8 protein-coding genes are annotated in these 13,329 nt (G+C 47.3%); 6 read left to right on the top strand and 2 right to left on the bottom strand.

The window, feature by feature from the left end:
• The first annotated feature begins 93 nt into the window (after nt 1–93).
• Together AC1DU2_RS10255 and AC1DU2_RS10260 are read left to right on the top strand one after the other, a co-directional pair.
• A complete protein-coding gene (locus AC1DU2_RS10255; protein ID WP_477384117.1) occupies nt 94–1,437 on the top strand; it encodes a M28 family peptidase in 1,344 nt (447 codons plus the stop codon).
• Nucleotides 1,438–2,074: 637 nt separating this feature from the next.
• Nucleotides 2,075–2,947, top strand: coding sequence for an EamA family transporter (locus AC1DU2_RS10260; protein WP_477384119.1), 873 nt, complete (start codon nt 2,075–2,077; stop codon nt 2,945–2,947).
• Between the two features lie 418 nt (nt 2,948–3,365).
• Here the strand turns inward: AC1DU2_RS10260 and AC1DU2_RS10265 are convergent, their stop codons facing one another.
• Both AC1DU2_RS10265 and AC1DU2_RS10270 read right to left on the bottom strand, forming a co-directional pair.
• On the bottom strand, nt 3,366–5,198 hold the full coding sequence (locus AC1DU2_RS10265) for a RagB/SusD family nutrient uptake outer membrane protein (protein ID WP_477384121.1): 1,833 nt from the start codon (nt 5,196–5,198) through the stop codon (nt 3,366–3,368).
• Between the two features lie 18 nt (nt 5,199–5,216).
• On the bottom strand, nt 5,217–8,537 hold the full coding sequence (locus AC1DU2_RS10270; protein WP_477384123.1) for a SusC/RagA family TonB-linked outer membrane protein: 3,321 nt from the start codon (nt 8,535–8,537) through the stop codon (nt 5,217–5,219).
• Between the two features lie 404 nt (nt 8,538–8,941).
• On the opposite strand from AC1DU2_RS10270, the gene AC1DU2_RS10275 reads away from it, so the two are divergent.
• The 4 genes from AC1DU2_RS10275 to AC1DU2_RS10290 all read left to right on the top strand — a co-directional run bounded on the left by AC1DU2_RS10275 (nt 8,942) and on the right by AC1DU2_RS10290 (nt 13,321).
• Complete coding sequence (locus AC1DU2_RS10275; RefSeq protein ID WP_477353650.1) at nt 8,942–9,085, top strand: DUF6728 family protein; 144 nt, start codon at nt 8,942–8,944, stop codon at nt 9,083–9,085.
• Entirely contained in the window at nt 9,082–9,459 is a 378-nt protein-coding gene (locus AC1DU2_RS10280; protein WP_477384125.1) for a RidA family protein, read from the top strand. The genes AC1DU2_RS10275 and AC1DU2_RS10280 overlap by 4 nt, the downstream gene beginning before the upstream one ends.
• Nucleotides 9,460–9,694: 235 nt before the next feature.
• A complete protein-coding gene (recG, locus tag AC1DU2_RS10285) occupies nt 9,695–11,797 on the top strand; it encodes an ATP-dependent DNA helicase RecG (RefSeq protein ID WP_477384127.1) in 2,103 nt (700 codons plus the stop codon).
• A gap of 138 nt (nt 11,798–11,935) precedes the next feature.
• On the top strand, nt 11,936–13,321 hold the full coding sequence (locus AC1DU2_RS10290; RefSeq protein WP_477384129.1) for a M20/M25/M40 family metallo-hydrolase: 1,386 nt from the start codon (nt 11,936–11,938) through the stop codon (nt 13,319–13,321).
• Nucleotides 13,322–13,329 lie beyond the last annotated feature (8 nt).

Consider the following 13,329-nt stretch of genomic DNA (forward strand, 5'->3'; position numbering starts at 1 on the left):
TCCAATTTGCAATCCCGATATAAACGTTGTACCTGAACGCGGGAGACACATGTGATGTGTCTCTACAGAAAAAAATAAAAAATGCATTCACCCATGAAATACATCACCATCCTCCTCCTCTTCATCACCACCATCACCGCTGCCCAAACCATCATCAAACAGGATGTGCAGATTAAGCAAATGGTTGATGAGGTATCGTCCAAAAACATTGAAGCGACCATCCGCAAACTGGTTACCTTTAAAAGCAGGCATACTTTAAGCGACACTACAAGCAAAACCACAGGCAGCGGTGCGGCAAGAAACTGGATCAAGGGCGAAATGGAAAAATACGCCTCGGTATCGGGCGGGAGGATGACGGTTGCCTTCGATACATTCACCCAGCCAAAAGGTACACGGATTGATAAGCCGGTAAAACTGAAAAACGTATTGGCCATACTCAAAGGTACCGACCCCACTGATACCCGGGTGTACCTGGTATCGGGCCATTATGATTCACGCATTAATGATGTAATGGATGCCAACGGGGCAGAGCCGGGCGCCAATGATGATGCATCGGGTACGGCGCTTTCGATGGAATTGGCCAGGGTGATGGCCAAACGTTCGTTCCCGGCAACTATAATTTTTATGACCGTGGTGGGCGAGGAGCAGGGGCTTTATGGCTCGACCAATGTGGCTAAACGCGCCAAAGCCGAAAATTGGAATGTAGATGCGATGCTGAACAATGATATTGTAGGCAATACCCATGGCATGGAAACCGACCTGAAAGATAACCGCAGCGTGCGGGTTTTTAGCGATGGCATCCCCACCAATGCTACCGATAAGCAGGTGGCGGCGCTAAAATCATTAGGAGGCGAAAACGACAGCCCATCGCGCGAGCTGGCACGCTATGCCAAGGAAACCGGCGAACGTTATGTTGACCAACTGGATGTAAAACTCATTTACCGCCGCGACCGCTACCTGCGCGGCGGCGATCACCTCCCGTTTTTAGAGCAGGGTTTTACCGCCGTACGCTTCACCGAAATGAATGAAGATTTTAACCGCCAGCACCAGAACATCCGCACGGAAAACGGCGTTGATTACGGCGACCTGCCAGACTTTGTAGATTTTAACTATGTACAAAAAGTAGCCCGTATGAACCTCTCGGTATTAGCCAACTTGGCATTCGCCCCGGCCCGGCCACAAAACGTAGGCATTGTAACCAGCGACCTCACCAACAAAACCAAGCTTACCTGGGAAGCGCCCGCCACCGGAAAAAAACCGGCAGGCTACTACGTACTGATGCGCGAAACCACCAGCGCCTTTTGGGAACGCAAGTTTTACGTAACCGATACAACAGCTACGTTAGCCTACTCAAAGGATAATTACTTTTTTGCGGTGCAATCGGTAGATGCGGATGGGCATGAGAGTTTGCCGGTGTTTCCGAAGCCGATGCGTTAATTGCCAGGGTATATGGAAATTAGTAATATCATAAATTTAGTTACCGCTGCTCTCTTTGGCGGAACTTTTGTAATAGTTCCCTTGCTTATAATTGTTCATCTTTTTAAGATCCGGTTGTATAAGGTAGATAAACAGGTATTGATACAGGCTGTTAATACCTGCTTGCTTTTGGGTTCCACCATTTTTTTGATATCATTACTTGCAGAGATATTTAGGGCGTATTATTCACAGACTGATTATCAGCAGTATGTTTTTCTCAATCGTTACACGGGGCCATTGTGGTATGTAGGGGCTGTAGCGATAATTAGTAAGTTATTGTTGCCTCAACTGTTTTGGATTAAAAAATTTCGGAAGTCTATGAGTGCTTTAATCTGCATTTTTTGCATGAGGATATTTTTGCAGGTTGTCCCGTTATTAATAATGTTTTTATCGTCTCTTGTGTTATTTAAAGGTATCAGCACCGGAATTGCTTACCGCCTAAGCTATTCCTGGCATGATCTCTTAATTTATATCGTAATTTTAACAGTACTCTATTTTAATTTGAAACGAAAATCGTTGAGTCAGCCTGTATCTGTCTGAGCATGATTACTGTTGTTTCACACTAACGATTTACCTTTTTACAGCGTAGCCTCCACCAATGCAAAAAAACAAAATACCCATACGCCCATTATTAGCTGTATTAGGTTCGATACTAAGCGTTCAGGTAGGGGCAGCTATTGCTAAGGGATTGTTTCCTGCTCTCGGTGCTTCAGTTACCGCCACCTTGCGGATTGGCTTATCGGCCCTAATGTTGCTTGCCGTAAACAGGCCCGGATTAAAAACCCTGACAAAAGTACAATGGCAGGCGGTTATCCCATACGGATTATGCCTTGGGGCCATGAATTTAATTTATTACCTGGCATTATCACGCATCCCGCTGGGGATAGCGGTTACGCTTGAGTTTATGGGGCCGCTGCTGCTGGTAGTATTCAGCTCAAAACGGCTCATCGAATTTTTATGGGTATTGCTGGCAGCTGCCGGGATAGCATTGATGACACCCTGGAACAACACCAATATTGATTTATTTGGCGCGGGCATGGCCCTGCTGGCCGGCGCTTTTTGGGCCGGATATATTGTTTTGGGCCGCAGGGTATCGGCGGTGTTAAACGGTGGGCAGGCTGTTACCATAGGTATGCTGTTTGCATTAATCGTGACATTGCCTTTTGCCTTCGCAAGTGGTGGGATGGTAAACTTTGACGGCAGCATGATTATCCCGGCTGTAGGGTTGGCATTATTTTGCAGCGCTGTCCCGTTTTCGTTAGAGATGTACGGCCTCAAATACATTCCCACCAAAACCTTCAGCATCCTCATGAGCATGGAGCCCGCTGTAGGTGCCATTTGCGGGTTAATATTTCTGAAAGAATATCTCTCGGTACAGGAATATGCCGCAGTTGTGCTGGTGGTAATCGCGAGTGTGGGAGCAACAATTGGTAACCGCGAAAATATAGGTAAAATAGCGCCCGACGTTTAACCGCCGGTACCCAAATGACTGTAATCTGGATATTAAGAAACAGCGAAAGATTAGGCACACGTCAGGATAAATGGGCCGTTCCTGCGGAACTTTGAATAGCCGTGGCTGTCTTGTCCACGGGTTAAAACCCGTAGCTAATAGATGATCCGTCCGCTATGCGGACTCTGATACGGGATCAAAACATTTTATGATGAAATAAAAGATCTACTTTGTTTTTTGTCTTAATCCCCTACTTCGCACCCGCCGGATGTTTTAAGCTTACATTCCTCCAGGGGCGTAGCCCCGCAACATATTGTAGCCACGGGTTTCAACCCGTGGAACCCCCGCAATGAAAAGCAGAGAACCGTAGGTTCGGCACATATAAAAAACAAAAAAGGCCGTCCCTTTCGAGACAGCCTTTCTTCACAACCAAACCGGATTACCAACCCGGATTTTGGGTTAGTTGGGGGTTTAACGTGATTTGTTGGGATGGAAGGGGGTATAAATAATTTTTTTCGCCAAATAATCGGGCGGTTTGATCCAGGATCAGGTTGCCATTGGCATCTTTGGCGTTTGTAGGTACAGGTTTTACAGGGTCTGGGCCTAATTCTGCCTGCGTGCCGGTGTATTTATACAAAACCGGCCATGGGCTTACAAAAGCGGTAGCATTACCGTAAGCGGTGCCGCCTACGTTAGTTACGAGGTCTGTTGTGCCGCTGTGCCAGCGCTTAATATCATCAAACCTGAAATCTTCGTCGTAAACTTCTATCGTACGCTCTCTTCTTATCTCGGTACGCATATCCAGGTTATTGGTATTCACCAACGCATTGGTAAGCCCCGGCATGCCATTGGTAGCGTTGCAGCGCAGGCGAACAAGGTTTACAGATTTGTTAAGGTCAGCATCCGAAATTATTCCGTTTCGCTCATATACCGCTTCGGCATAGTTAAGCAATACTTCCGCGTAGCGGATTACCGGGTAATCTTCCGACTCCTTACCATCAACCAATTGCCTTTCCGATATCCATTTTTGGTTGCCGTAACCGTAAGGTTTCGCCGGCCCCAGCGAGTTAGCCCTGTCGGCCGCATCGCCGGTCCAGTTAACACGACCGTTTATGCTGTACCAGTAATACTGATAAGTAATTTTAATGGTGTATTTTAAACGGTTATCGCGGTTCTGGAATTCTGATAAATAGGTTTGGAAACCGCCAAATTGTGGCGATTTTTCAACCGGTAGCCCATCGTTACATAAAAACATATTTACAAATTTTTGCGCTACACCGGTTGCCATAGTGCTGCGGCTCACAAATACGTTAGCCGGCTTCAGCACATCATCGTACCGGGTAGAAAGGATGTATTCATGGTTAGCAGTTTTGGTTATGCCCGCCGGGTTTGATTTGATGTTTTCAAGTATGAATAAATATTTCAGGCAGGAGTCGCCCAGTACGGTGCTGTTACCGCCAAGCGCATTTGAAGCCGCCGTGCCGAACAATGCATACTGGTTACTGGCCATTACGGCGGCGCTTGCCGCTATTGATTTATCAAGCAAGGCATTATACCGCGCTGCATCGCCCGACCTGAATTTTTGCCACGTACCTTCATAAAGTGCAACACGACTTAAAAATGCCTGTGCTGCCATCTGGGTTACACGGCCAAAGTCTGCCGAGTTGGCCGATAGTGAAACCGGCAGGGCTGGTATGGCCGCCTGCAGGTCGGCTATAATCAAATCGGCTACCTGGTCGCGGGTGGCCCTGGCACCAAACAACTCCGGCGACGTAAGGTCAAGCGGCTTGGTAATCAGGGGCACACCACCATATTGCTGTAAAAGATCAAAATAGGTATAGGCGCGGAAGAATTTGGCTTCGGCCACATATTGAGCTATTTCTGCCGGCCTTGGGTAAGATACCGCCTTATCCAGTAGGTAATTGGCAGCCCTTATCCTGCCGTAATCAACCGTCCAGTTTCCGGCATTGCCAAAACTTGCTTCGGTAACCGGTACAATGTTGGTACCCGAGCCATAAACGCCGCCACCACCAAACAGGTCCGATCGTCCGTCGGAATGTGGGTTGTCAGACAAGCCGTTAATGGTGGTAAAGTTTTTAAGATAACCGTAATACTGGTTGGCAAAAGTTTTATAATCTGTTGGTGTTTTAAAGTAGGCCGCATCTGATAGTTGGTCAAGCGGCTTTAAGTTGAGCGTTTTATTACATGACATTATAGTAAAGCCAAAGGCAACCCCTATAACCAACATGAACTTGATATATTTCGTCTTCATTTGATATCGTTTTTTAAATTAAAAAGTCACGTTTACGCCAAGAGTGAGGTAGCGGTAAAATGGGTATCTTTCGTTGCCGGCCACTGTCCTGGTAACTTCAGGGTCCCAGCCGTCATGTATATAGGTTTTTTCCCATAGGTCGCTGCCTGAAAAGTAAACCCGCAGGCCTTTTATGGCATGTGTATGTGCCAGCAGGCTTTTAGGTATGGTGTAACCAAGCACTACGTTTTTAAGCCGTACATAAGCGCCGTTTTGCACACGCCAGGTTGATGGCTGGTAATTATAGTTGTTGATACCATTGTTTTGTGCCGAATGCAGGTTTGGATAATAAGCATCCGGATTTTCGGGCGACCAAACATTGCCCAGGTACGATGTTGTTTGACCCTGGAAAATAGATAGGAAAGGCACGCTGAAGTTTGCTGACGACCCGGTACGCAACACGGCCCGTTTGCCAACTCCCTGGAAAATGGAGTAAAAATCGAAACCGTTCCACTGTAAACCAAGGTTAAGGCCGTAACTGTATCTTGGGTTATCCGATCCCAGGTAAACAAGATCGCCTTTATCGGCGGTAGTGCCTCCTATACTCAGTTTACCATCGCCATTAACATCCACAAACTTATTATCGCCCGGGCGCAGGCCGCTCATCTGGCCGGCAGGGTTGGCAAGTGCCGATGGTATAGGAAGGCCTATATTGTTGGTGCTTCCGTTAGGTGCGTATTGTGCGTTATAGGCATCAACTTCGGCCTGGGTTTGAAGCTTGCCTCCATATTTTAAACCGAAATACGATCCAAGGGGATACCCCTCAACGGTGGCGTTATAACCCGGCCCAATAACATTTGCCCCGCCAAAATGAACCAGCTTGTTTTGGTTATCGGTAATTGTACCGCTAATGGAGTAGGTTAATTTACCAATGTTTGACCGCCAGGTAAGGCTGCCTTCATACCCCCAGGTATGTAACGTGCCGATGTTTTGTGTTGGTGCGCTGGCGCCAAGTACCCCCGGATACAGTTGGTTAAGCAGCATGTTATTGTTTTGGTTCCGGTAGATGTCAAATGAGCCCGAAAGGTGGTCGTTTAAAATGCCGAAATCTAATGCCAGGTTCTTTTTAACTACGGTTTCCCAGGTCCGGTTAAGCGAAACCAGGCTGCCGGTAGTAGTTACAGATGTTGCCAGGTTATTGCCCAATAACGCGCCGCCGGTATTTACGTTAAGCGACTGCAGGTAATCGTACAAGCCGATGCCGCTTTGGCTGCCGGTGGTTCCGTAACTTGCCCGCAGTTTAAGGGTTGAGAAGATGTTAAGGTTTTTAACAAATGGTTCTTCGGATATAAGCCATGAACCCAACACCGAACCAAATATTTTCCACCGTTTATCAGCAATAAATTTTGACGAGCCATCATAACGGCCCTGCACCTCCAGGTTATATTTGCTGTTGTAAGTATAAGTTGCCCGGCCGAAATATGATCCCAGTGCATAATGGTTCTGAGTTTCGCCATTGGTTACAAAACCGGCGGTGCCGCTGGTAACACCGGTTCCTAACGATGGGATATCATCGCTGCCCAGGTTATAGGTGCGGGTGGTAAAATAATTGTACTCGTCGCGCTCATATGAACTTCCGAGCATTACCCCAACGGCATGAACCTTGTTAAATACGTTATCGTACGATACCCTGCCGGCCAGGTTATAATAAGGCTCGGTAATATTGCTGCGGTTGTAAAACGTATTGCTGCCGCCGTTGCCGCCGTTTATCGGGTTAGTTTGTATTAACAGGTTACCGGCATAGTTGTAAAACTGCACCTGCTTTTGCTGTATCCTGCTATCCTGGTACCATACATGGTAGCCGGTTACTGCTGTAAATGTAAGGTGTTGGGCAAAATTGTAGGTAAAGGTTGAATTAAGCAAAGCCCTGCTGTTCGATTCCTTATTATCGCCACCATATTTAAGCAATGCAGGGGCGCTGTAAACCGTTCCCCAGGCATAAGGCTGCCCTTTTGAAGTAAACGCGGGCAGGCCTGGCTGGCCGTAGTTGCTCAGTGCGCTGTAACCACCGTAGCTGTATAGCGTAGGTTGTTGTATATTATTTCTTTCAAGGGATATATTGGTTTCCAGGTTTACCCTGTCGCTAAATTTGTAGCTATGGTTTAAACGGAGGTTATAACGCTGGTTTCCATTAAGTCCCCATTTTAACTGGCTGCCGTCGTTAAGGTAACCTAAAGACACGCGGTAGCCGCCGCGGTCGCCCGAGCCCGAAAAACTGAGATCCTGTTGGGTTGATGTGGCGTTTCCCCACAACATTTTTTGCATGTTGGTATCAAAAAAGGTAAAGTCCTTAACATCGCCAAATGAAGGCAGCGGCGTGCCATTATATAAAACCCCATTGGCCGAACCGGCATAGCCTGGCAATTTGGTGATATCAATATAAAGAGAATCAGGCGGATGGGTGGCCAGGTCGGCCAGTTGGTACCAAAGATAGCTGGTTGGGGCTACGCCATAGTTATCGTTGGTTAAGGCTTCTTTTAAACTTTGGCCCCACTGCCGGTTATTGATCAAAATAGGCTGAAGGCCAAGCCTTTTTTGGGATATCGTAGAAAGGTACTGTACATCCATTTTACCCGATTTGGCTTTCTTGGTGGTGATAAGCACTACGCCAAACGCCGCGCGTGCGCCGTAAATGGATGCAGCTGCATCTTTCAGGAATGATATATTGTCAATATCATTCGGGTTGATGGAGTTTAGCTCGGCATTGTTAACCAGCGCTACACCATCCAGCACAATAAGCGGATCCTGTGTGTTGGTAGATGTGGCTCCACGGATCTGGAAGTTCCAGTTTTCGCGGCCGGGCTGGGCCGATGTGCGGGTAACCACTACACCGGGAACCTGGCCCTGCAATGATTCGAGCGGGTTATTGATAGGCCCCCTGTCCTGGAAAACCTTCGAGGATACGGTGGCAACCGCTCCTGAAACAGTAGCCCGTTTTTGTTGGCCATAGCCTACCACAACTACCTCTTCCAGGCCTTTGTTCGATGGCTCCAGTTTGATGATCATCGGCTTATCAAAATCGGCCGCTACCGTAACCGATGTATAGCCAATGCTTTTGAACTGCAGCGAAGCATTTGCTGCAACGGTAATTTTAAAAGTACCGTTCAGATCGGCCGCCACCCCGTTTGATGTACCTACGGCCAGCACAGTGGCCCCTATAACCGCCTCGCCGGTGCTGGCGTCGATAATTTTACCGGTAACGGCCTTGTTTTGGGCCGATGCTGTTACCGCGCAGGCAATTAACAGAAGTACAGCAAACAGCCGTAGTATCCGGTGTTTTGTTTGGTAAAAAACATTCATAAAGTGTTGGTTTTAATGTTCATAATTTTAATTTGTATTGGGTTTCAGTTGTTTAATTATTGGTTTATTTTTAGTGCCCCGGGCAGGTAATTAGTATGGTAAAGACATTAAAAGAGGAACGGGATACTCATTTTTGGGAGACTTTTTTTAATTGTATTGAACGGGAGGTGGAGGTGTGTGTGCGCTCTCGCGAGGTTAGCAAAGCGTAACTCGTGAGCAACCTGGTGTAAGCTTCCAGCTTACGTATCCGTATCCGCTTAGCGTGGGGGCAGCTGAAAGCTGCAAACATGGTACCCACGGGTTGAAGGCTCACGGGAGCGGGGCGGTTTTTAAAACATGCAAATCAAAAGCCCTCTCCTTTGGAGAGGGTTGGGTGAGGCTCTTTTTTTTACTAAGTTTGTATTATGTATTTCTTTAGAAAAAAAGATCCCAACAGGCCTACCAGTTTTAACCTGCGGGCCATGCATATTATCAATGCAATTGCCATAATTATGTTTTTAGCGGGCATCATCTACAAGCTGATACAAGTGTTCATACTTAAAAAATGATGGAAATAATAAACACCAATAACGCGCCTGCACCTATCGGGCCGTACAGCCAGGCTACTGTTGCCGGTAATTTTGTATTTGTATCTGGCCAGATACCCCTTAACCCCGCCACCGGCGAACTGGTTACCAGCGGTATTAAAGATGAAGCCGTTTTAGTAATGGAAAACATTAAGGCCATTTTAACCGAAGCAGCCATCGGCTTTGCCAACGTGGTAAAAACCAGCATATTTTTAACAGATCTGGGTAATTTTGGCCAGGTGAACGAAGTATACGGTACCTATTTTACATCAAACTTCCCTGCCCGCGAAACGGTACAGGTATCTGCATTGCCAAAAGGCGTTAATGTAGAGATATCGGTTATTGCGGTAAAATAAGAGCCTCACCCAGGCCCTCTCCAAAGGAGAGGGAGGAGCGACTATATGTCACTGCGAGGAACGAAGCAATCGCGAACTATGCACATCCGCCCTGAAAAGCAGGAGATTGCTTCGTTCCTCGCAATGACATAATCCTTTGTGATGGAGAGATACTAAGGATAACGATTATAACACATGGTTTAACAAACACGCAAATCAAAAGTCCTCTCCTTTGGAGAGGATTTAGGTGAGGCCTATGGATCCTTTTCAAACACCACTTACATATTTAAAAGGCGCGGGCCAAACCCGGGCCGAGGTGTTGAAAAAAGAATTGGCTATTGCCACTTTTGAAGACCTGCTACGCCATTTCCCCTTCCGGTATATCGACCGGACCAAATTTTACAAGGTAAAAGATATTAACCCCGACTTGCCTTACGTGCAGGTTTTGGCCCGTGTTATCAGCAAGCAAATTGTTGGCGAAAAGCACACTAAGCGCCTGGTTGTACAAACCCGTGATGATACTGGTACGCTTGAGCTGGTTTGGTTTAAAGGCATCAACTGGATTGATAAAACCATTGTGCCGGGCACCGTATATATTGTATTTGGCAAGGCGGGCTCCTTTAACGGGCAAGCCCAAATGGCGCATCCCGAAATGGAAATTTATTCGCCTGCCAATATGCAGCGGCAGGGTAACGCCACCTTGCAGCCTGTATACAACTCTACCGAAAAGCTTAAGCAGTTTCAGTTGGATAGCAAAGGCATCCAAAAGCTAACGGCTGCCTTACTGGGCCTGCACGCCAAGGATATTAAAGAGAATTTGCCACTGTACATTATCCAGCACTTTAAACTGCTGGGCAGGGCCGATGCTTACCGCAATATCCATTTTCCGGCCGATGCCAATTTGCTGAACGAGGCTTTGCACCGGCTTAAGTTCGAGGAATTGTTTTTGCTGCAGCTTAAGCTCCTGCGCAATAAAATGCTGCATACTCAAAAGTTTAAGGGGAACGTGTTTAGTACAGTTGGTCATTACTTTAATGATTTTTACCACTATAAACTACCTTTCCAGCTAACCACGCCGCAAAAGCGGGTGTTAAAGGAGATAAGGCAGGATACACAGCGCGGCGTACAAATGAACCGCCTGCTGCAGGGCGATGTAGGCAGCGGTAAAACCGTTGTTGCCCTGATGGCCATGCTGATTGCTGTTGATAACGGCTTCCAGACCTGCATTATGGCACCTACCGAAATATTGGCCAGCCAGCATTACCAAACCATCAGCAATTTGGTTGGCGATGGGTTTATTGAAGTGGCCTTGCTCACAGGATCAACTAAACAAAAAGACCGCAGGGTGCTGCACCAGAAACTCGAAAGCGGCGAAATGAAGATACTCATTGGCACCCACGCCCTGATAGATGATAAAGTACAATTTAAAAACCTGGGCTTTGTGGTGATTGATGAGCAGCACCGTTTCGGGGTAGAGCAGCGGGCCAGGCTTTGGCGAAAGAACGTTGTGCCACCCCACATCCTGGTGATGACGGCAACCCCCATCCCCCGCACCCTGGCCATGACGCTGTACGGCGACCTTGATGTATCGGTAATTGATGAGTTGCCCGCCGGCCGTAAGCCTATCCAAACACTGCACTTTTTTGACAACCAGCGCCTGCGGGTGTTTGGTTTTATGAAAAAGGAAATTGCCCTGGGCCGGCAAATTTATATTGTGTACCCGCTGATTAAGGAAAGCGAAAAGCTCGACCTTAAAAACCTGGAAGAAGGCATCGAAATTATCTCGCGCGAGTTTCCATTGCCCGACTATAGGATCAGCATTGTTCATGGCAAATTAAAACCCGCCGATAAGGAATTTGAGATGCAGCGCTTCATTAAGGGGCAAACACAAATTATGGTGGCCACCACGGTGATAGAGGTTGGTGTTAACGTGCCCAATGCCTCGGTAATGATCATTGAAAATGCCGAGCGTTTTGGTCTGTCGCAACTGCACCAGCTGCGCGGCAGGGTAGGACGCGGGGCCGAGCAATCGTATTGTATTTTAATGAGCAGCCACAAGCTGAGCCACGATGGAAAAATTCGCCTGGATACCATGGTGAAAACCAATAACGGTTTCGAGATTTCGGAGATCGACCTGCAACTGCGCGGCCCCGGCAACCTGGACGGTACCCAGCAAAGCGGCGTGCTCGACCTGAAAGTAGCCAACCTGGCTACCGACCAAGAGCTGTTGTTTAAGGCCCGCAAAAGAGTAGAGCAGATCTTCGCCAAAGACCCCCAACTGGCCCTGCCTGAAAACCAGGTGCTGCACCATGCCTTCGAAACAAAAAATGCCGGTTTAAGCTGGGATAAAATTTCCTGAGGCTTTCATTATTGCCGCAAAATATTAAATTTGTTTCCGACTGACTTTACTTTAAAATAAACTTGTGAAAAGTTGAAACTTTTTGCTCAAAATTTGAAGTTTATTGCGCATTATTTACCATCCTATTAACAATTTTTGATGAAAAAAACATTTACCCTATTATGCGCCGCCATGCTGTCGGCCACCTTTGTCCACGCCCAGCAGGACTCCCTCATGATCCGCAAAATTTACGACGAAGCCCTTGTAAACGGCAAAAGTTATGAAAGCCTGCGCTACCTGTGCAAAAATATAGGCCAGCGTATCAGTGGCTCGGCCAACGCCCAAAAAGCGGTGGAGTGGAGCAAGAAACTCATGGAAAGCTACGGCTTCGATAAGGTTTATTTACAGGAAGTTATGGTGCCCCACTGGGTGCGCGGAGCCAAAGAAATAGCCTTTATTATTGATGGTAAAAACCGTATCCCGGTGCCTATTGCCGCCCTGGGCATGACAGTTGCTACCCCGAAAGAAGGAATAACTGCCAATGTTATTGAAGTACAGAGCCTTAAAGAACTGGAAGCCCTTGGCGAGGCGGCTATTAAAGGCAAAATAGTATTCTTCAACCGCCCGTTCGACCCCCGGTTTATTGAAACCGGCCGTGCTTACGGAACGGCTGGCGATCAGCGCTTTATGGGGCCTGCGGCCGCTGCCAAATATGGCGCTGTAGGCGTTATAGTCCGCTCATTAACCGAGTCGCTGGATGATTACCCCCACACCGGTGCAACGTTGGTTGATAAGGATGGCAAAAATATCCCGGCCGCGGCAATCTCCACCAAAGCGGCTAACAAGCTGAGCGCCATGCTTAAAATGCGTAAATTCCCGGCAGCCAAATTCTATTTTAAACAAAGCTGCCAGTTATTGCCCGATGTGTTGTCGTATAATGTGGTTGGCGAACTAACTGGTACAGAGCATCCTAATAAGTTCATCACCGTAGGTGGTCACCTTGATTCATGGGATTTGGCCGAAGGTGCACATGACGATGGTACCGGTGTAATGCAATCGGCCGAAGTGCTGCGTGTGCTTAAGGTGGTAGGCTATCGCCCTAAAAATTCGATTCGTGCCGTATTTTTCATGAACGAAGAAAATGGTGATAAGGGAGGTATTAAATACGCCGAACTTGCTGCCCAAAATAAGGAAGAACACATTGCCGCCATTGAAACAGACGAAGGCGGATTTACACCGCGCGGTTTCAGCTTTTCGGATGTATCTAAAGATTTTATAACCAAAGTAAACAGCAACTGGAAAGCGTTACTTGAACCATATGAAGTTGATCAATTAACTATCGGCGGTGCCGGTGCAGACATTGAACCAATGAAGAAAACGGTACCTGGTGTAGTGTTAATCGGCTTCAGGCCCGATTCACAGCGGTATTTTGATATTCACCACACACCCAACGATGTTTTTGAAAACGTAAACAAACGCGAACTTGAATTAGGCGATGCCGGTATGGCAGCACTGATTTACCTGATCGATCAGCACGGGTTTTGATAGATGTG

The organism is Mucilaginibacter sp. P4_C11, from assembly GCF_056402115.1.

Bases quoted from the DNA above. Each gene is read 5' to 3' on its own strand.
- recG (WP_477384127.1), top strand. From the start codon at position 9,695: ATGGATCCTTTTCAAACACCACTTACATATTTAAAAGGCGCGGGCCAA.
- AC1DU2_RS10255 (WP_477384117.1), top strand. From the start codon at position 94: ATGAAATACATCACCATCCTCCTCCTCTTCATCACCACCATCACCGCT.
- AC1DU2_RS10265 (WP_477384121.1), bottom strand. From the start codon at position 5,198: ATGAAGACGAAATATATCAAGTTCATGTTGGTTATAGGGGTTGCCTTT.
- AC1DU2_RS10260 (WP_477384119.1), top strand. From the start codon at position 2,075: ATGCAAAAAAACAAAATACCCATACGCCCATTATTAGCTGTATTAGGT.
- AC1DU2_RS10275 (WP_477353650.1), top strand. From the start codon at position 8,942: ATGTATTTCTTTAGAAAAAAAGATCCCAACAGGCCTACCAGTTTTAAC.
- AC1DU2_RS10290 (WP_477384129.1), top strand. From the start codon at position 11,936: ATGAAAAAAACATTTACCCTATTATGCGCCGCCATGCTGTCGGCCACC.
- AC1DU2_RS10270 (WP_477384123.1), bottom strand. From the start codon at position 8,537: ATGAATGTTTTTTACCAAACAAAACACCGGATACTACGGCTGTTTGCT.
- AC1DU2_RS10280 (WP_477384125.1), top strand. From the start codon at position 9,082: ATGATGGAAATAATAAACACCAATAACGCGCCTGCACCTATCGGGCCG.